General features: G+C 67.4%; 18 protein-coding genes. All 18 read right to left on the reverse strand.

Annotated features, from left to right (window positions below; all coding sequences use genetic code 11):
- Positions 1 to 69 precede the first annotated feature (69 nt).
- The 18 genes from MICSW_RS07525 to rpoZ all read right to left on the reverse strand — a co-directional run bounded on the left by MICSW_RS07525 (position 70) and on the right by rpoZ (position 19,758).
- Entirely contained in the window at positions 70 to 1,536 is a 1,467-nt protein-coding gene (locus MICSW_RS07525; protein WP_228178702.1) for a glutamate synthase subunit beta, read from the reverse strand.
- A complete protein-coding gene (gene gltB, locus MICSW_RS07530; protein WP_228178703.1) occupies positions 1,529 to 6,109 on the reverse strand; it encodes a glutamate synthase large subunit in 4,581 nt (1,526 codons plus the stop codon). The genes MICSW_RS07525 and gltB overlap by 8 nt, the downstream gene beginning before the upstream one ends.
- A gap of 95 nt (positions 6,110 to 6,204) precedes the next feature.
- Positions 6,205 to 7,176 carry a prolipoprotein diacylglyceryl transferase gene (gene lgt / locus MICSW_RS07535; protein WP_228178704.1) on the reverse strand — a complete coding sequence of 324 codons (972 nt, stop codon included), beginning with the start codon at positions 7,174 to 7,176 and terminating at the stop codon, positions 6,205 to 6,207.
- Positions 7,177 to 7,248: 72 nt separating this feature from the next.
- Positions 7,249 to 8,034 (reverse strand): tryptophan synthase subunit alpha, encoded by a 786-nt coding sequence (trpA, locus tag MICSW_RS07540; protein ID WP_228178705.1) that lies wholly within the window; start codon positions 8,032 to 8,034, stop codon positions 7,249 to 7,251.
- Positions 8,031 to 9,245 carry a tryptophan synthase subunit beta gene (trpB, locus tag MICSW_RS07545; RefSeq protein WP_464494984.1) on the reverse strand — a complete coding sequence of 405 codons (1,215 nt, stop codon included), beginning with the start codon at positions 9,243 to 9,245 and terminating at the stop codon, positions 8,031 to 8,033. The genes trpA and trpB overlap by 4 nt, the downstream gene beginning before the upstream one ends.
- Positions 9,242 to 10,018 carry an indole-3-glycerol phosphate synthase TrpC gene (trpC, locus tag MICSW_RS07550; protein ID WP_228178707.1) on the reverse strand — a complete coding sequence of 259 codons (777 nt, stop codon included), beginning with the start codon at positions 10,016 to 10,018 and terminating at the stop codon, positions 9,242 to 9,244. The genes trpB and trpC overlap by 4 nt, the downstream gene beginning before the upstream one ends.
- Before the next feature lie 2 nt (positions 10,019 to 10,020).
- Positions 10,021 to 10,251, reverse strand: a complete 231-nt coding sequence (locus MICSW_RS07555; protein WP_228178708.1) for a DUF6704 family protein — start codon at positions 10,249 to 10,251, stop codon at positions 10,021 to 10,023.
- A gap of 42 nt (positions 10,252 to 10,293) precedes the next feature.
- On the reverse strand, positions 10,294 to 10,881 hold the full coding sequence (locus MICSW_RS07560; RefSeq protein WP_228178709.1) for a Trp biosynthesis-associated membrane protein: 588 nt from the start codon (positions 10,879 to 10,881) through the stop codon (positions 10,294 to 10,296).
- The gene (gene hisI, locus MICSW_RS07565) at positions 10,878 to 11,237 is read right to left on the reverse strand and encodes a phosphoribosyl-AMP cyclohydrolase (protein ID WP_228178710.1); all 360 of its coding nucleotides are present in this window, start codon (positions 11,235 to 11,237) and stop codon (positions 10,878 to 10,880) included. The genes MICSW_RS07560 and hisI overlap by 4 nt, the downstream gene beginning before the upstream one ends.
- Positions 11,234 to 11,998, reverse strand: a complete 765-nt coding sequence (hisF, locus tag MICSW_RS07570; protein ID WP_228178711.1) for an imidazole glycerol phosphate synthase subunit HisF — start codon at positions 11,996 to 11,998, stop codon at positions 11,234 to 11,236. The genes hisI and hisF overlap by 4 nt, the downstream gene beginning before the upstream one ends.
- Positions 11,999 to 12,838 (reverse strand): ATP phosphoribosyltransferase, encoded by an 840-nt coding sequence (hisG, locus tag MICSW_RS07575; protein ID WP_292726638.1) that lies wholly within the window; start codon positions 12,836 to 12,838, stop codon positions 11,999 to 12,001.
- A 38-nt stretch (positions 12,839 to 12,876) separates the two neighbouring features.
- Complete coding sequence (locus tag MICSW_RS07580; RefSeq protein WP_228178713.1) at positions 12,877 to 13,140, reverse strand: phosphoribosyl-ATP diphosphatase; 264 nt, start codon at positions 13,138 to 13,140, stop codon at positions 12,877 to 12,879.
- Positions 13,141 to 13,174: 34 nt separating this feature from the next.
- Positions 13,175 to 13,870, reverse strand: a complete 696-nt coding sequence (gene rpe, locus MICSW_RS07585) for a ribulose-phosphate 3-epimerase (protein WP_228178717.1) — start codon at positions 13,868 to 13,870, stop codon at positions 13,175 to 13,177.
- 26 nt (positions 13,871 to 13,896) lie between these two features.
- Entirely contained in the window at positions 13,897 to 15,279 is a 1,383-nt protein-coding gene (locus MICSW_RS07590) for an RsmB/NOP family class I SAM-dependent RNA methyltransferase (protein ID WP_292726642.1), read from the reverse strand.
- The gene (gene fmt, locus MICSW_RS07595) at positions 15,276 to 16,244 is read right to left on the reverse strand and encodes a methionyl-tRNA formyltransferase (protein WP_292726643.1); all 969 of its coding nucleotides are present in this window, start codon (positions 16,242 to 16,244) and stop codon (positions 15,276 to 15,278) included. The genes MICSW_RS07590 and fmt overlap by 4 nt, the downstream gene beginning before the upstream one ends.
- Positions 16,241 to 18,235 carry a primosomal protein N' family DNA-binding protein gene (locus MICSW_RS07600; protein ID WP_464494992.1) on the reverse strand — a complete coding sequence of 665 codons (1,995 nt, stop codon included), beginning with the start codon at positions 18,233 to 18,235 and terminating at the stop codon, positions 16,241 to 16,243. The genes fmt and MICSW_RS07600 overlap by 4 nt, the downstream gene beginning before the upstream one ends.
- 1 nt (position 18,236) lies before the next feature.
- Entirely contained in the window at positions 18,237 to 19,430 is a 1,194-nt protein-coding gene (metK, locus tag MICSW_RS07605) for a methionine adenosyltransferase (RefSeq protein ID WP_228178722.1), read from the reverse strand.
- A 73-nt stretch (positions 19,431 to 19,503) separates the two neighbouring features.
- Complete coding sequence (rpoZ, locus tag MICSW_RS07610) at positions 19,504 to 19,758, reverse strand: DNA-directed RNA polymerase subunit omega (RefSeq protein WP_267189766.1); 255 nt, start codon at positions 19,756 to 19,758, stop codon at positions 19,504 to 19,506.
- Positions 19,759 to 19,760: the final 2 nt, after the last annotated feature.

The following is a 19,760-nucleotide window of genomic DNA, read 5'->3' on the forward strand; positions in this document are numbered from 1 at the left end:
CGAGTATGCTCCGTTGTTTGCGTGATGCAGGCAGAAGGCCTGCGGGTATAGGCAGGGGCCGGGCCCAGCCTACGCGTGCGCCATACCGATGGCGACATCCGTCGGGTTAACAGGAGACGGAAGCTCCGTGTCGCCCATCAGATACCGGTCCACCGCTGCAGCGGCCGCGCGTCCTTCGGCGATCGCCCAGACGATGAGGGACTGGCCGCGCCCGGCGTCACCGGCAACGAACACCCCCGGATGCGTCGTCTGGTAATCGTCCTCACGGGCAACGTTGCCGCGATCGGTGAATCTGGTGCCGAGCTGGTCTTCCAGAAGAAGTCGCTCGGGGCCGGTGAAGCCCATGGCGATGAGCACGAGATCTGCGGGGATCTCGCGTTCGGTGCCGCTCTTCGGGATGCGTCGGCCGTCCACGAACTCGGTCTCAGCTACCCGCAGGTACTGCACCTCGCCTGCGTCGTTACCGAGGAACTCGACGGTGGAGGCGAGGTACATCCGCTCCCCGCCTTCCTCGTGGGCTGACTGCACTTCGAACAGGGTGGGGGCCATCGGCCATGGCTGCGCTTCAGGGCGCGCCTCGGGAGGGCGGCGACCGATCGCGAGGTTCGTGACGCTCAGCGCGCCCTGGCGGTGTGCCGTTCCAATGCAGTCCGCACCGGTGTCGCCGCCACCGATCACGATCACGTGCTTGCCCTCCGCCGTGATCTGGTTGGCTACGGCATCCCCGGCGACAGCGTGGTTCGACTCGACGAGGTACTCCATCGCGAAATGGACGCCGGCGAGATCGCGTCCTGGGATCGGAAGGTCCCGCGGAACTGTTGCGCCGGTTGCGACGACGACAGCGTCGTACCGGGCACGCAGGGCATCCCAGGTGATGTCGGTGCCGATGTTCACGCCGGCACGGAACCGGGTTCCTTCATCCTGCATCTGACGAAGACGCGACTCCAGGTGGCGCTTTTCCATCTTGAAGTCCGGGATGCCGTAGCGCAGCAGGCCGCCGATACGGTCATCCCGCTCGTAGACAGCGACGGTGTGACCAGCCCGCGTGAGCTGCTGCGCGGCGGCGAGGCCCGCTGGGCCTGAACCGACCACTGCGACGGTCTTCCCCGTCAGGCGGCCCGGCGGCTTGGGCTCGACCCACCCGCTCGCAAAGGCCTGATCGATGATCGAGACCTCGACCTGCTTGATCGTCACCGCCGGCTGGTTGATCCCCAGCACACACGCGCTCTCGCACGGCGCGGGGCAGAGCCGACCCGTGAACTCCGGGAAGTTGTTCGTGGCGTGCAGACGGTCGATCGCCGCACGCCCCTCGCCACGCCACGTGAGGTCGTTCCATTCGGGGATGAGGTTTCCCAGCGGGCATCCCTGGTGGCAGAAGGGGATGCCGCAGTCCATGCAGCGTCCCGCCTGCCGGCGCAGCACAGCGCTGTCGCCCGGTTCGTAGACCTCTTTCCAGTCCATGATGCGAACAGGCACCGGACGGCGTGCGGGCAGCTCCCGCTCGGTCACCTTCAAAAAGCCCTTGGGATCAGCCACCGGTCACCTCCAGGATGCGGGTCCAAACAACGTCGCCGTCGGGGTCGAGGCCCTCGTCGACAGCCTCCTGCCGTGTACGCAGCACGGCGGCGTAGTCCCGAGGAACGACGCGGACGAAGTTGGCGACCTCCTCGTCGAAGCGCGCGAGGAAGTCTGCGGCAAGCGCGGATCCGGTCTGTTCGACGTGCTGCGCGAGCAGATCGCGCAGCATCTCGGCATCCCCGGAACCCAGCGGTCCGAGTTCGAGCTCACCGGTGGCCAGCGCCTCCCGGTTGACGAGGTCGGCGTCGAGCCGGTAGATGTACGCGGTTCCTCCCGACATGCCGGCACCGAGGTTCCGGCCCGTCGGTCCCAGGATGACGGCGAGACCACCGGTCATGTACTCGAGCGCGTGGTCACCGACCCCTTCGACGACAGCGGTCGCCCCCGAGTTGCGGACAAAGAACCGTTCGCCCACGATGCCGCGCAGGAACAGGGTTCCCTGCGTTGCGCCGTAGCCGATCACGTTGCCGGCGATGACGTTCTGCGACGCATCGAAGGCAGCATCCTCGGGAGGCCGGATGACGATCTGACCGCCGGAGAGCCCCTTGCCGACGTAGTCGTTCGAGTCTCCCGTCAACCGCAGCGTGATCCCTGCGGGCATGAACGCACCGAAGGACTGCCCGGCCGAACCGGTGAGGTTGATCGTGATGGAACCTGCAGGCAGACCGTTCTGGCCCTGAGCTTTCGTCACGTGGTGGCCGAGCAACGTACCGACCGCGCGGGCCGTATTGCGCACGGGCAGGTCGATCGTGATCTGGCCGCCGTGCGCGATCACATCCTGCGCCCGCTCGATGATCGGGACGTCGAAGTGCTCGTCGAGCTCATGATCCTGCGGACGCAGGTTGCGGCGCGGCTCGTCGTCGGAGAACGCGGGACCCTCCAGCACGGGTGTCAGGTCCATTCCGCTTGCCTTCCAGTGCGCGATCGCACGGTTGGTGTCAAGCAGTTCGTGATGACCGATCGCCTCGTCGAGCGAGCGGAACCCGAGCTCTGCCAGGTACTCGCGCACCTCCTGAGCGATGAACTCCATGAAGGTCTCGACGAACTCCGGCTTGCCGGTGAACCGCGACCGCAGGACGGGGTTCTGCGTGGCGACACCGACCGGACAGGTGTCGAGATGACAGACACGCATCATGATGCATCCGGAAACGACCAGCGGAGCGGTGGCGAATCCGAACTCCTCGGCGCCGAGCAGTGCGCCGATGATCACGTCTCGTCCTGTCTTGATCTGGCCGTCGACCTGCACGACCACACGATCGCGCATGCCGTTGAGCATCAGGGTCTGCTGCGTTTCGGCGAGGCCCAGCTCCCACGGCGTGCCTGCGTGCTTGAGCGAGTTCAACGGGCTGGCACCGGTGCCGCCGTCGTGTCCGGATACCAGGATGACGTCGGCCAGCGCTTTTGCCGTACCCGCTGCTACCGCACCGATGCCCGACTGGCTCACCAGCTTGACGTGCACGCGGGCCTGCGGGTTGGCACGCTTGAGATCGAAGATCAGCTGCTTGAGGTCCTCGATCGAATAGATGTCATGGTGCGGCGGCGGCGAGATGAGGCCGACACCGGCGGTGGCATGCCGGGTGCGCGCCACCCACGGGTAGACCTTGGTCGGGGGCAGCTGCCCACCCTCGCCCGGCTTCGCCCCCTGTGCCAGCTTGATCTGGATGTCGTCGGCTTCCGTCAGATACAGGCTCGTGACACCGAAGCGCCCCGATGCCACCTGCTTGATGGCGCTGCGGCGTTCGGGGTCGAGGAGACGGTCGACATCCTCGCCGCCCTCACCGGTGTTGGACTTGCCGCCGATCCGGTTCATCGCGATAGCGAGTGTCTCGTGCGCTTCCTTCGAGATGGAGCCGTAGCTCATCGCGCCGGTTGAGAACCGCTTCACGATCGCCGACACCGGCTCGACTTCGTCGATCGGCACGGGACGGCGCACACCGGTGCGCAGACGGAAGAGTCCGCGGAGGGTCTTCAGTTCGCTCGCCTGGTCATCTACGAGCTTGGTGTACTCGCGGAACACGTCGTACCGGCGCGTGCGGGTCGAGTGCTGAAGGCGGAAGACCGTCTCAGGGTTGAACAGGTGAGGCGAGCCGTCTCGGCGCCACTGATACTCCCCACCGGTCCAGAGGCGCTCGTGCGCGCGCTCTGCTTCGTCCTCGGGGTACGCGTAGGCGTGTCGGGCACGGTTCTCGGCGGCGATGACGTCGAGCCCGACGCCGCCGAGCTTGGTCTCGGTGCCGGTGAAGTACGCGTCCACGAACTCCTGCGACAGGCCGACGGCCTCGAACACCTGGGCGCCCGCGTAGGACGACACTGTCGAGATCCCCATCTTGGACATGATCTTCAGAACGCCCTTGCCGAGGGCATAGATGAGGTTCTTGACGGCCTTTTCGGGCGAAACGCCGGTGATGTACCCGGCGCGCACGAGGTACTCGACGGTCTCCATGGCGAGGTAAGGGTTCACTGCTGACGCCCCGTAACCAAGCAACGTCGCGACGTGGTGAACTTCGCGGACGTCTCCAGCCTCGACGACCAGCCCTACTTTCATTCGCGTCTCGCGCCGGATCAGGTGGTGGTGGATGGCGGCGACCATCAGCAACGAGGGAATCGGGGCGAGGTCCTTGTTGGAGTCGCGGTCGCTGAGCACGATGTACTCGGCACCGTCCTCGATCGCCTGGTCGACTTCGCTGCACATCTGCGCGATGCGCTTCTGCATCCCCTTGTGGCCAGCCTCGACGCGGTACAGGCCACGGATGGTTACCGAGGAGCGTCCGGGCACTGCGGTATCGATGTGCTGGATCTTCGCGAGTTCATCGTTGTCGATGACCGGGAAGTCCAGGGTCACGGTGCGCGTGTGGCTCGGGCCCCAGTCCAAGAGGTTCCGCTCGGGGCCGATACCGAGCGAGAGCGAGGTGACGACCTCTTCTCGGATCGAGTCCAGGGGCGGGTTGGTCACCTGAGCGAACTGCTGGGTGAAGTAGTCGAACAGCAGGCGCGGGCGGTCGCTCAGGACCGCGACGGGGGTGTCACTGCCCATAGCGCCGAGCGGCTCCGCGCCCTTCTGCCCCATGGGGGTCAGCAGAATGCGGACTTCTTCTTCCGTGTAACCGAAGGTGCGCTGACGGCGGGTGATCGACGCGATCGGATGCACGATGTGCTCACGCTCGGGCAGTTCCGCCAGGCGAACGCGACCGGCGTCCAGCCACTCCTGCCAGGGCTGCATCGTCGCCAGATCGCGCTTGATCTCGTCATCCTCGATGATCCGGCGCTGCGCCGTGTCCACGAGGAACATGCGGCCAGGGCGCAGGCGTCCGCGTCGCTTGATGCGCTCGGGCTCGAAGTCGAGCACACCGGTCTCGCTGCCGATGACGACAAGGCCGTCGGTGGTCTCGGTCCATCGTCCGGGACGCAGGCCGTTGCGGTCCAGAGTCGCGCCGACGAGCGTGCCATCCGTGAAAATGAGGGCGGCGGGACCGTCCCACGGCTCCATCTGGATCGCGTGATAGTCGTAGAACGCGCGCAGATCAGGGTCGAGCCCGACCTGCTTCTCGTAGGCCTCGGGGACCATCATCATGATGGCGTGAGGCAGGCTTCTGCCGGTCAGCGTGAGCAACTCGAGCACCTCGTCGAAGGAGGCCGAGTCGCTGGCGCCGTCGGTGCAGATCGGAAGCAGCGGACGGATGTCGCCGATCAGCTCGGACTCGAGCTGTGACTGGCGTGCGCGCATCCAGTTGCGGTTGCCGTTGACGGTGTTGATCTCGCCGTTGTGTGCGAGCATGCGCAGCGGCTGAGCCAGTCGCCACGAGGGGAAGGTGTTGGTCGAGTACCGCGAGTGAACCACGGCGAGCTCGGATGCAAACCTCTCGTCCTGCAGGTCGGGGTAGAACGGCTCGAGCTGCAGCGTCGTGACCATGCCCTTGTAGCCGAGGGTGCGTGCCGACAGCGAGACGAAATATGCGCCGAGCTCGGTGCGACTGCGCTTGCGGAGCCGGTAGGTGCGGCGATCCAGCGCGACTCCCGACAGCGCAGGGGCGTCACCGACCGCGGGACGCGAAACAAACAGTTGCTCGAAGGCCGGGCGCGCCTCAAACGCGAGCTTGCCGAGGTGCTCCTCGTCGGTGGGGACTTCACGCCAGCCGAGGACCTCGAGGTTCTCGCTTGCCGCGATGCGCTCGATGCCAGCCTTCTGCTCGGCCCGAGCTTCGTGATCCAGGGGAAGGAAGACCATGCCCGCCGCGTACTCCCCCATCGGAGGCAGGTCGAAGTCCACGACAGCGCGAAGGAAGGCATCCGGCATCTGCGTGAGGATGCCGGCGCCGTCGCCAGTACCGGCATCCGACCCGATTGCACCCCGGTGCTCAAGGTTGCGAAGGGCGGTCAGAGCGAGGTCGATGATGTCGTGACCGGGCTCCCCACGAAGGGTCGCGACCATGGCCAGGCCACACGCGTCCCGTTCGAAGTCAGGGTTGTACATCCCCTGCTTGGCGGGGAAGCCGGATTCGCCGGTGGCGATGCGACGGGGGCTCGATGCCATTGCTACCGTCCTCACGTTGATGCTCAAGATGGGACGACGTCGGCCCGGCTGTGTGTGGTGTACGCGGTGATCGGGGTACTACTCCGGTGATCAGATCACTGCGGCCGTGTGGTGCTTGTGGCGCTGCCGGCGGTGACTTCGGGGGCCGGTGGTTCGCTGACGTCGACGAAGTCGGGAGTGTCCTGCGATTGTACAGTGCCTTTCGCGGCGCGTTCGCGACCGGGAACGTACGGTGAAGGCTCCCGCCCGGGGTGGCGGCGCCTCTGCACGATCATGATCGCGAGGCCGATGACGACGCCGAAGATCGCTGCCCACACGTTGGTGCGGATGCCGAGGAAGATCTCGCTGGGATCGATGCGGATCGACTCCCAGACGATGCGGCCGGCGCTGTACCAGATCAGGTAGAGACCGAACAGGCGTCCCCACTGCAGCGCGAAACGACGCCCCGCCCACAGCAGCACAGCAGCGCCGAGCAGGTTCCAGATCATCTCGTACAGGAACGTCGGGTGGAACAGGGTCCCGGGGGCAAGGCCCGGAGGGAACGCGGCGTTGGTGGACTCGATCTCCAAGCCCCACGGGAGGTCGGTCGGAAGGCCGAACAGCTCGTGATTGAACCAGTTGCCGAGTCGTCCCATGGCCTGGGCGATGATCAGACCTGGCGCCAAAGCATCGGCGAATGACCAGAATCGGATGCCGGTCCAGCGGCATCCGAGCCACGCCCCGACTGCCCCGCCGATGAGCGCGCCGTAGATGGCGATGCCACCCTCCCAGATGCGGAAGACCGCCCAGATGTCGGTTCCCTCGCCGAAGTAGAAGCCGGGGTGCGTGACGACGTGGTAGATCCGAGCGCCGATGATCGCGAGGGGAACCGCGAGCAGCGCGATGTCGATGACGATCCAGTTCTCGGCACCGCGCTTGGTCAGGCGGTAGTTCGTAAGCAGGACGGCGACGATGATGCCGGCGATGATGCACAACGCGTAGAAGTGGATGCGCAGCGGCCCGAGGTCGATGTAGCTGACACTCGGACTGGGGATGCTCGTCAGGACGTTCTGGAAAGCGCTGATCATGTCGATCGTCCTCGGTTGGTCGGGCGCCGACCGGAGGGCCGACGACGTGAGTCTAGTTCGAGTGGGGCGGGCTCACTCGCGAACGGTGCCTGCGACGAGCTCGCGCGCTGCAGCAGCGAGGCCGTCGAGCCCGCCATCACGCAGCGCCCGCACGAGCGCCGTGCCGACGATTGCACCGTCGGCGTATTCAAGGACGCTGCGCACGTGGTCGGCGTTGGAGACGCCGATGCCCACGCACGCGCGCTCTGCACCGTGCTCGCGAAGGCGGGCGACGAGAGCGCGGGCTGCAGCATCCAGTTGCGCCCGCTCCCCCGTGATGCCCATCGTTGACACGGTGTACACGAACCCGGTGGTTTCGCGCACGATCATCTCGAGGCGGGCATCGGTCGAACTCGGTGCGGCGAGGAACACCCGGTCAAGGCCCGTTCGCGTGCTCTCGGCGAGCCAGTCGGATGCCGCGTCGGGGGTGATGTCGGGTGTGATCAGCCCGGCGCCACCGGCGGCGCTGAGGTCGTCGGCGTAGCGGGAGACTCCGTACTGGACTACGGGGTTCCAGTACGTCATGACCAGGACGGGAACGTCGGTGCGTGCTGACACCTCGCGAACCGCGGTGAAGGTGTCACGCATCCGGAAGCCCGCTTGCAGCGCAGCGTTGGTTGCCTCCTGGATGACCGGCCCGTCCATCACCGGATCCGAGTACGGCGGTCCAAGTTCGAGGATGTCGACGCCGGCCTCGGCCAACGTGACGGCGGCCTCGATGCTGGTCTGCAGGTCGGGATAGCCGATGGGAAGGTAGCCGATCAGGGCGCCACGGCCCTCAGCCCGGGCCGCGTCGATCGCGGTGGCGACGGCGCTCACGGCTGGGCTCCCTCGTCGTACAGCTCGAACCACCGGGCCGCGGTGTCCATGTCTTTGTCGCCGCGACCGGACAGCGAGATGGCCAGAACCGCTTCCGGTCCGAGGTCGCGCCCGATGCGCAGGGCACCGGCGAGGGCGTGAGCCGACTCAATCGCCGGGATGATGCCCTCGGTGCGCGAAAGCAGGCGCAGTGCCTCCATCGCCTCGGTGTCGGTGGCGGGGATGTAGTGGGCACGACCGATGTCGGCGAGCCAGGCGTGTTCGGGTCCGACCCCGGGATAATCCAGGCCTGCCGAGATCGAGTGGGACTCGACCGTCTGGCCGTCTTCGTCTTGCAGGACGAAGGTCTTGGCGCCGTGCAAGATGCCCGGCGTGCCCCGCTCGATGGATGCCGCGTGCCGGGGCGTGTCGACGCCATCCCCGGCCGCTTCGACGCCATAGAGGGCGACGCCCTCGTCGTCGAGGAATGCATCGAACATGCCGATGGCATTCGATCCGCCGCCGACGCACGCGAAGACGGCATCGGGAAGCCGTCCGATCTCATCCAGAAGCTGAGCGCGCGCTTCTTCGCCGATGACCTTCTGGAAGTCACGGACCATGGCAGGGAACGGGTGCGGGCCCGCGGCGGTGCCGAAGATGTAGTTCGTGTTCTCAACGCTGGCGACCCAGTCGCGGTATGCCTCGTTGATGGCATCCTTCAACGTTCGCGAGCCCGTCGTGACCGGGATGACTTCGGCTCCGAGCAGCCGCATGCGGGCGACGTTCAGCGCCTGGCGCTGCGTGTCGACCTCGCCCATATAGATCGTGCAGTCGAAACCGAACAGCGCCGCAGCCGTGGCAGTTGCCACACCGTGCTGGCCGGCTCCGGTCTCCGCGATCACCCGCGTCTTGCCCAGACGCTGCGTGAGCAGAGCCTGGCCGAGCACGTTGTTGATCTTGTGGGACCCCGTGTGGTTCAGGTCCTCACGCTTGAGAAACACCCGCCCGGCGCCGGTGTGCTCGGCGAACCGCGGCACCTCGGTGAGGGCAGAAGGTCTGCCGGCGTACGAGTTCAGCAGCCGAACGAACTCCGCCTGGAACGCCGGGTCGATGCGAGCTGCCTCGTATTCGGCAGCGAGCTCGTCGATTGCGGCGATGAGCGACTCGGGCATGAAACGCCCGCCGAAGTCGCCGAAGAAGGGACCGCGCTGTTCGCGCAGGCTCGTGGTCATGATCCTGCCTCCAGGAACGTGGTGAGGGTCGCGACGGGGTCACCGGTAACCAGCGCCTCGCCGATGAGGACGACATCTGCGCCCGCAGCCCGGTAGTGCGCGACATCGGCCGGCGCTAGCACAGCGGACTCCGCGACAGCGATGGCATCCGCGGGGATGGACTCGCGCAGGCGCCCGAACAGACCGCGGTCGAGTTCGAACGTGGAAAGGTCGCGCGCGTTGACGCCGACCAGGCGTGCACCGATGTCCGCGGCACGCTGCAGTTCCTCGAGCGAGTGTGTTTCGACCAGTGCCGTCATCCCGAGCTGTTCGATAAGGCGCATCAGCCGCTCGAGTACCGGCTGGTCGAGGGCCGCGACGATGAGCAGAACGATATCGGCGCCTGCCGCGCGGGCCTCGAAGACCTGATACTCGGTGGAGACGAAGTCCTTGCGCAGCACCGGGAGGGATACTGCAGCACGGACTGACTCGAGATCCGCGAGGCTCCCCTTGAACCGACGCTGTTCCGTCAGAACCGAGATGGCCGATGCTCCCCCGCGCTCGTACAGAGATGCGAGGTGGGCTGGGTCGGGGATCTCGGCGAGGTCGCCGCGTGATGGGCTGGCACGCTTGACCTCGGCGATGATGCGCACGTTCTCGGTGGGTGCCAGTGCTTCGAGTGCCGGGAGCGCGGCGGGACGATCACGTGCGGCGCGTTCGACATCCGCAAGCGGCCGCACGGCTTCGCGCGACCGGGCGTCCTCGAGAGCGCCGGCCGTGAGGTCGGCGAGCATGCTCAATGCTCTTTCGCGGTGTACCTGGAGCCGCCCACGCCGTAGCCGACCTTCGCCATGATCCAACCGACGAGCGCCCCCACCACGACAAGGACTACCGACGCCCACACGAGCCAGACGATCTCCAGGAAGAACGCCACTGTGCCCAGGGCGATGGCAGCGAGCATGATGACGACAGCCGTCCAGGCCGCCGGCGAGTGTCCGTGGCCGGGGTCGCCGATGGGGTTGCTCATGGATATCCTCCGGTAGTGCGCGGGCTGTGGCCAGTCTAGCGGTCAGGTGGTGGGGTCCCCGCCACGGGAGAGGTCATCCCACGAGTCGATGGCATCGAGGGGTTCGCCGCTCTGGCGTCGCTCGGCGCGCTCGGCCTGGTACCGTTTCCCACCCTCGGGCCACAGGCGGGCTGTCGCGAGAACCCAGGTCCCGGCGGCAGCCATAATGACGGCCGCGACGAGGGTGATGGCGGGCCAGGCCGTGACGGTGATCCCTGCCACAAGCTCCGCGATCGCGCTCTCGCCGCGGATGCCGGTCACGGCTGCAACTTCGGCTGCGACGGCGTCTACGGGGGCGTTGATGGCGATCGGTGCTGCGAGGACGGCCAGAGTGACCCCGAGGGCGGCCCCGATCAGACCGAACACGGGACGGAGGATCCGACCGACGATGGATAGAGCGGCTCCGAGCGCGAGCGCCGTCAGGCTCAGCGGCGCGAGGAGCACCACCGCGGACGCCCCCGCCACGGCGAGCGGTTCCGCGGCACCGTCTGTCAACGACACGAGGAGCCACGTCTGGGTCGAGGAGATGAGGCCCGTCGCACCAGCGATCAGCAGAGCGACAACTCCGACGAGCCGGGCCCGCGCGATCATGCGTCCCCGTGGGTGACAGCCGGTTCGAGGTCGGTCGTGTCGAAGCAGCTTCGCGTACCGGTGTGGCAGGCTGCACCGATCTGCTCGACTTCGATCAGGAGCGCGTCGCCGTCGCAATCCAGCTTCGCACCGCGCACATACTGCACATGCCCGGACGTATCGCCCTTGCGCCAGTACTCCTGACGCGAGCGCGACCAGAAGGTCACGCGGCCGCTGGTGAGCGTACGCCGCAGCGCTTCAGCATCCATCCATCCGAGCATGAGCACCTCTCCGGTGTCCCACTGCTGGATGATCGCCGGCGCAAGTCCGTCTGGGTTGAAGGAGACTGCCGTGATGCGGTCATCGACATCGGTCACGCTCTCACCTCCACGTTCTCGGCTGCCAGTGCAGACTTGACATCACCGACGGTGAGCTGACCGGAGTGGAAGACACTCGCGGCCAGCACAGCGTCTGCTCCGGCGTGAACGGCCGGCGCGAAATGCTCGACCGATCCCGCACCGCCGGAGGCGATCACCGGTACCGACGAGATCTCGCGCATCAGCGACACGAGCTCCAGATCGAAACCCTCCCGTGTGCCATCGGCGTCGATCGAGTTGACCAGGAGCTCGCCTGCACCTCGATCGATGGCCTCGCGAGCCCATGCCAGCGCATCCAGCGTCGTCTCGGTGCGGCCACCGTGGGTGGTCACGACGAATCCCGAGTCGACCGCTGCGGAGCGCTTCACATCGAGTGAGAGCACGAGGACCTGCGCGCCGAAGCGATCGGCGATCTCGTCGACGAGCCCGGGGCGAGCGATGGCGGCGGAGTTGACCCCGACCTTGTCTGCTCCGACGCCGAGGAGCCGAGCCACGTCGTCGCCCGAGCGTACCCCTCCCCCGACGGTGAGCGGGATGAAGACCTCTTCGGCGGTGCGCTGAACGACGTCGTAGGTTGTCGCGCGCTCGTCGACAGTCGCGGTGACGTCGAGGAACGTGATCTCGTCAGCGCCCTGCCGAAAATACGCCGCGGCAAGTTCGACGGGGTCTCCCATGTCGCGGAGATTCAGGAAGTTGATGCCCTTCACCACCCGCCCGGCGGCGACGTCGAGGCACGGGATGACGCGGGTCGCGACAGCCATCTAGAGCCTCGCCGCGTGGATCTCGGTCACGAGGATGGCGCGAGCGCCGATGCCGTACAGGGCATCCATCACCTGATTGACGCCCTTGCGCGGGCTCATGACGCGTACAGCAACCCACGACGGGTCCCGGAGCGGCGAGATCGTCGGTGATTCGATACCCGGTGCGATCTCGACTGCGCGATCGACGAGGTCCGCCGGGAGGTCGTAGTCGATGAGAACGTATCGGCGGGCAACCATGACGCCGCGCAGACGCCGCAGGAGAGTCTCGGTCCCCTCGACCTCGCGGGGCCCTCCGATCAGGACGGCTTCGGACTCCAAAAGCACCGGGCCGAAGATCTCCAGCCCCGCCTGCTTGAGGGTCGTGCCCGTCGAGACCACATCGGCGACGGCGTCAGCGACGCCCAGGCGCACGGCGGATTCGACCGCGCCGTCAAGCGGAACGAGGTCGACAGCGATCCCGCGCTCGTCAAGGAACGAGTCCACAAGGCCCGGGTAAGCCGTAGCCACGCGCATTCCCTCGAGGTCAGCGAGCTCGGTGAACCTTCCGGGAGGCCCCGCGAAGCGGAAGGTGGAGTCGGCGAAGCCGAGGGACTCGACCTCGCGCGCCGGCATCCTGGCATCCAGCAACAGGTCGCGACCGGTGATCCCGACATCCAGGGCACCCGAGCCGACATACGTCGCGATATCGCGCGGCCGCAGATAGAAGAACTCGACCTCGTTCGCAGGGTCGATGACGTGGAGGTCTTTCGGGTCGCGTCTGCCGGTGTACCCGGCTTCGGTGAGCATGGCGGCAGACGTCTCGGCCAGCGAGCCCTTGTTGGGCACGGCGATTCGGAGCATGGGGGTCTTTCGGGTCGAAGCGGGAGCGGGCGACGGGTTCAGAGATGTCGGTACACGTCCTCGAGCGAAAGACCCTTCGCCAGCATCAACACCTGCAGGTGGTACAACAATTGCGAGATCTCTTCAGCTGCAGCCTCGTCAGACTCGTACTCGGCAGACATCCACACCTCAGCGGCCTCTTCGACGATCTTCTTGCCGATCGCGTGGATGCCAGCATCGAGCTCTGCGACGGTCCCCGAACCCTCGGGACGGGTCTGCGCCTTCACCGTCAATTCGGCGAACAGCTCTTCGAAGGACTTCACCATGCCAGGGTAGCGAACCGCGCGGCCTGCTCGGTCAGTGCCGATGGGCGTGCGTGCCGCGAGAACGCAGCCCTGCGATTGCAGCATCCGGGTCGCCGGCCCCGAACACGGCTGATCCGGCGACGAACGTGTCGGCCCCGGATGCGGCGGCCTGTTCGATCGTGGACTCCGAGATGCCGCCGTCCACCTGCAACCACACCGCGGAACCGCGGCGGCGGCATTCATCAGCGAGGGTGCGGAGCTTGGGCATCATGTCAGTCATGAAGGACTGACCGCCGAATCCGGGTTCGACGGTCATCACGAGGATCTGGTCGAACTCGTCGAGGATGTCGAAGAGCGGCTCGACCGGTGTAGCCGGCTTCAGTGCGATTCCGGCGCGTGCCCCCATGGACCGCAGTCGGCGCGCCAGAGGCACGGGCTCTGCGGTTGCCTCGGTGTGGAAGGTCACGGATGCCGCGCCGATCTCTGCATAGCCCGGTGCCCAGCGGTCGACATCGTCGATCATGAGGTGCACATCCAGCGGCACGGGCGATGTCGCCTGGATTCGCTCGACCATCTGCGGACCGAACGTGAGGTTGGGGACGAAGTGATTGTCCATCACGTCGACGTGAACGAAGTCGGCGGCGGCGATGCGCTGCAGTTCCGCCTGCATGTTGACGAAGTCGGCGGCGAGGATGCTGGGATTGATGCGTACCGTAGCGTCATGCGTCGCGGCGTCGGGGGAACTCACCCGTCCATTATGGGCGAGGGCGCCCGTCAGCCACGTCGTCGCAGGAGTGTGATCGACATCGCGTCGGTGCCGTGCCGGTGAGGCCACAGCTGCGCGCGTCCACCGCCCGAGCCCGGGGTCGCCAGATCCGGAACGTTTCGCGAGACCCGACGCAGCACGCCCCGCGCATCCAGTTCCTCCAGCTCATTGCGGTGCTGGTCCAGCACCGCCGCGACAACATCGCGCGTTTCCGCAAGGTGCGGAGAGCACGTTACGTACGCGACGACACCGCCGGGGCGGAGCCCCGTCACTGCCGCGGACAGCAGCTCGCCCTGGAGTTCTGCGAGCGGCGCGACATCCTGCGGGGACTTTCGCCACCGCGATTCGGGCCGTCGTCGCAGTGCACCGAGGCCCGTGCACGGGGCATCCACGAGGATTCGGTCGTAGGCTGCAGAGCCTGCCCTTTCCCTCCCGTCTTCCTCAGAGACGGGAACCTCGAACGGGATCGGCTCGAGGGACCGGCGAACCAAACCGGCGCGCGTGGATGACACCTCGTTGGCCTCGAGGTCCAGAGGGCTCCCGACCTCCCGCGCCTCGAGTGCGCGCGCGGCCAGCAGAGCGGTCTTTCCGCCGGGTCCTGCGCACAGGTCGAGCCAGCGCTCTCCGGGTCGCACGGGGTCGACCTCCGAGAGGGCGAGGGCCGCGAGCTGGGATCCCTCGTCCTGGACCCGTAGCGCGCCGCCGGAGGCGGCGACGAGCCTGCCGGGATCGCCCGCCGGTGCGCGGAAGCCGTACGGCGAAAAGGACGTCGGCTCCGACCCTTCGGGGATGGCTGCAAGACCGGGAAGCGCGGTCATCGTTACGCGCGGTGGGTCGTTGTCGGCGGCGAGCAGATCGGTGAGCTCGCCCGCGCGTCCCTCGTCGTCCAGAGCCCGCCGGAGCGCCCGGATCACCCACACCGGGTGGGAGGTGCGCACCGAGAGGCGTTCATCGTCCGATCGGGCAGCCTCCTCGGCGCGGGAGATCCAGGTCGCGGCATCCGCGCCGCCGATTCTGCGCAGAACGGCGTTGACGAAGCCGACAGCGCGCTGCCCCGCGCTTGCCCGCGTGAGCGCAACCGACTCGTTGACTGCAGCGTGCGGCGGGACCCTCGTGGCCAGGAGTTGATGCACGCCGAGACGCAGGATGTCGAGCACGGGCGGGTCGAGAGTCTCGGTCGGACGGTTCGCGGCGACGGCGATGACGGCATCCCAGGTTCCCTGTTGCCGCAGGGTTCCATAGGTCAGCTCCGTCGCGAGCGCTGCGTCCGCAGGACTCAGCTGTGCCCGGGCGATGGCTGTCGGCAGGACGAGATTCGCGTACGCATCGGCGTCATGGACCGCGCGCAGAGTGTCGAACGCGACCCGCCGGGCAGACAGTGCACTGCTCATGCCGTGGCCCCGCTCGCTCCGGGAGACGGCTCGCCGGCGTTGCCAGTGTCGAACTGGAGCTCGCTCAGCCGGGTGCCGCGCCACCAATCTCCGGCATCCATCGCAGGCTTGCCGGCAGGCTGGACACGCTGCAGCGCGATCGGGTGAGTGGCGGTTCCGACGATCACCTGCTTCGCGTGAGATGCCGCCAGTCCGGGGCGCAAGCGCGGTGAGTCGGCGGAGGCCGGGCCGGCGGCGAGGATCTTCAGCCGTGAGCCGTCAGCCGTCGCGAAAGCGCCCGGCTCCGGAGTGACGCCGAAGATCCGCGACACGACCTGTTCCCGAGGCTGCTCCCAGTCGACGCGACCGTCCTCGATCGAGAGCTTCGGTGCGTAGGTCGGCTCGCCTTGTTGCGGGCGGGGCCGAGCGGTGCCGTCTGCGATCTCGCCGACGACCGCCGCGAGCAGCTCGGCGCCGGACTCCGCAAGGGTCGCCAGCAGATCGCCTGCTGTCGCGTCTGCGGGGCGAGGGAAACGAATCTCGCCGAAAATGTCGCCCTCGTCGAGTCCGTGCGTCAGCTGAAAGACGTCGGCTCCCACCTCGGGATCTCCTGCGATGATCGCGTGCTGCACCGGAGCGGCACCCCGCCACCGGGGCAGCACGGAAAAGTGAAGATTGATCCAGCCGTGCCGGGGCGTCGAGAGCAGAGGCTCACGGACCAGTCCGCCATAGGCCACGATCACGCCAAGATCGGGCTGCGCCTCTCGCACCGCCGTGAGCGCTTCCTCATCGAGGCGCGCGGTGCGATGCACTGCAAGGCCCAGTTCGAGGCCGGCAGCGGCCACCGGTGAGGGAGTCAGGACGCGTCGGCGGCCGATTGGTGCATCGGGGCGTGTGATCACGAGAGGCACCTCGTGACCGGCGTCCACGAGGGCGAGAAGCGACGGTACCGCGGGCTGCGGAGTACCAGCGAACACGATTCTCATTGCTGTATCTCCAGGTTCAGGTCGGGCAGGTCCATACGGATGCGTAGGGTGGCGCGCGAGCCACCGCGTGTCCGCGATCGCCGTCCCCGCAGCGCTGAAGCGACAAGAGCCGCGCGCAGGGAGCGCGCGACGTCGGGTCCATCGTGGTAGTCGCAGCGCACGAGCGCGCGCACGTTGTCATCTCGTGAGTCGGTTGCGGGCAGCGGCACGGGCCCGAGGATGTCACCGGCACGCAACCGCGGCACGTCCGTCCTCACGGCGGCCAGCGCGGTCTCCACTGCCGGTCGGGCCCCCTCCAACGCGGCGACCCGAACGGCGGGCGGCATGCGAAGCTCCGCGCGCTCGGCCAGTTCCGCGCGCGCGAATGCCGGCTGGGTCCAGGTAGCCAGGGCTCGGCCGAGTGTCCCGGCGACTCCGACCAGGTGCACCGGCGCACCCGGTGCGGCCAAGGCCGCCGCGTTCGACCACCAGCGCAGGCAGTGCTCCGCGATCCGCAGATCGTCGGCGAGCAGCATCCGTTCGCCGTCCAGGAGCAGGACTGCGCGGTATCCGCCCGCGGTTCGGGGCTCTGCCCCCCGGGTCGCGATGACCAGGGCCGGTGCGGCCGGCACGTCGAGGACCTGATGCTCGGCGTCCGAGACGATGACCCGGACGCCGGGAAACGCGCGACCCAGCTCCTCGGCGGTGCGGCGGCTCCCGGAGCCGATAAGCAGAAAGCGTGTGCCCCCGCACGACGCGCAGGTCCAGCCCTCAGCGCGGCGTCCGCACGCGGAGCAGGTGGGTGTCGCCCCTCGCGCTCCGGCCTGGAGCGATCCGCCGCAGGCGCGGCAGCGTGCGGGATGCCGGCAGTCGGCACAGGCGAGCACTGGCGCATAACCGGGACGAGAGACCTGCACCAGAACCGGACCGCTCCGAACTGCCTCGCGCGCGGCGGTGAACGCCGCAGAGGGGACCCGCGCGGTCCCGGTCTCCCCCTCGCGCAGTGGTGTGAGCACCACGCGGGGAGCTGCTGGACGGGCTGCGCGGAGTTCCTCCACCCACCCGATATCGACAAGACGTTGGACGTCGGTGGTGCGGGTGAACCCGGCGAAGATAAGCGCGAACTGTTCCTGCTCTTGCCGGACCAGCGCGGCGTCGCGCGCGTGGACGCCGGGTGAGAGCGGCTCACGCAGAAGCGGATCGCCGTCGTCCCAGACAGCGACAAGCCCGAGGGCGTGGACTGGCGCGTAGACGGCGGATCGGTTGCCGATCACGATCGACGGCGTGGGCTCGAGTACCCGCAGGTACGCGCCGTAGCGGGCGGGGGCGCTTTGAGCTGCATCCGTCCGGATGACTGCCTCACCGAGTCCGTGCGCGATCAGGCCCTGCTCGAGCTGATCGAGATCTCGGTGGTCGGGCACGACGAGGATGCTGCTGCGTCCTGCCGCCAGCAGCTGCGCGGACGCGGCAGCGAGAACGCCCACCCACCCCGGTGCGGGCGAGCCAGGCGTTACCGGAGTGGTCGGTGCCGTCAGCGCGATGCGAGCACCTCGGGAGAGCGATTCCTCCAAACCGGGGAAGCTTGCAAGCCCTGCTGCCGCCCATTCTGCGGTGGATGCCTGAACCTCGGGAGCGGCCGCCCGTTCGGCGTTCTGCCACGAGCGTTCGGCCCGCACCATCCGTCGCGGCACGACCAGGCGCAGTATGTCGGATGCCGACCCCGCCGACCGGTCGGCGACCTTTCGTGCGAGGTCGTAGAGCCGCCGAGGCAGCACGGGTACCGGAGAGATGACTGACTCGAGCTCCGAGAGGGGGCGGTCAGCGGCGGGTTCATCGTCCAGCTCTACGATGAAGCCGTCAACGATACGGCCAGCCGCACGAAGCGGCACGCGCACGCGGACTCCCTCTCGAGCCTCAGGTGCCAGCTCGTCGGGAATCTCGTAGTCGAAGAGCCGATCCAGTTGTGGCAGCGGGGAATCCAGGAGCACTCGCGCGATGCGCCGAGTGGTCATGTCAGAGACCGGCGGCTGAGCGCAGGTCGTCGACGCGGTCCGTGCGCTCCCAGGTGAAGTCCGCAAGCTCCCGGCCGAAGTGCCCGTAGGCCGCGGTCTGCGCATAGATCGGGCGGAGCAGATCGAGCTGGTCGATGATCGCCTTCGGGCGCAGGTCGAAGACGTCCAGAATCGCCGTCGTGATGATCTCATCGGCCACGTGGCCGGTCCCGAACGTCTCGACGTACAGGCCGACCGGAGCTGCCTTGCCAATGGCGTAGGCGACCTGCACTTCGAGCCGATCAGCGAGTCCTGCGGCCACCGCGTTCTTCGCTACCCACCGCATGGCGTAGGCAGCAGAGCGGTCGACCTTCGAGGGGTCCTTGCCGCTGAACGCTCCGCCGCCGTGACGCGAGGCGCCGCCATAGGTGTCGATGATGATCTTCCGGCCGGTCAGGCCAGCATCCCCCTTCGGGCCGCCGATGACGAACGGGCCCGCCGGGTTGATGTAGTAGGTGACGCCCGAGAGATCGAGTCCGGTGCTCTCCAGAACCGGATCGATGACGACCTCCTGTATCTGGGCGCGCAGGTCCTCTTGCGAGATGTCGGGATGGTGCTGGGTCGAGAGCACCACGGACTCGACGGTGCGCGGGACGGCGCCTTCGAACCCGAGGGTGACCTGCGTCTTGCCATCGGGACGAAGGAACGGCAGCGCACCCGAGCGCCGGGAATCGGCGAGGCGTTCAGCCATGCGGTGCGCCGTCCATGCGGCCATCGGCATCAGCTGCGGCGTCTCGGTCGTCGCATAGCCGAACATGATGCCCTGGTCGCCCGCGCCCTGCTCGTCGCGGGGGTCGGACGATCCGCGTTCACGCTGCTCGAAGGCCTTGTTCACCCCCGAGGCGATGTCTGAGGACTGCGCCCCGATCGAAATGCTCACGCCGCACGAGTCGCCGTCGAAGCCGGTCTCGCTCGAGGTGTATCCGATGCGGTTGACGACGTCGCGAACGATCGCGGGAATCTCGACGTACGCGGAAGTGCTCACCTCACCCGCGACATGCACGAGTCCGGTGGTGACGAGGGTCTCGACCGCGACGCGTCCGCTCGGATCCTCGCTGAGGATCGCGTCGAGGATGCTGTCGGAGATCTGGTCGCAGATCTTGTCGGGGTGACCTTCCGTGACCGATTCGGACGTGAACAGACGCAACGCGGTCATGGAGCTCCCGTCAGTGGTGGACGTCGATCAGTATCGCGACGGCGTACGACACCGACGCGCAAAGAGGTGATCGTCAGTCGATCGGACGGAGGCGAAGCTTGTCTTCGTTGATCTCGTGGAGCGCGATGGTCAGGGGCTTGTCCTCGACGGTCGAGTCGACCAGCGGTCCCACGTTGTCGAAGAGGTTCCCCTCGTGCAGGTCGGAGTAGTAGTCATTGATCTGACGCGCGCGCTTGGCTGCGTAGATCACGAGCTGGTACTTCGAGTCGACCTTCTCGAGAAGGCTGTCGATGGGGGGCTCGATGATGCCCTGGTTGTTCCCGGCCATGG

The organism is Microbacterium sp. SW12 (assembly GCF_055391095.1).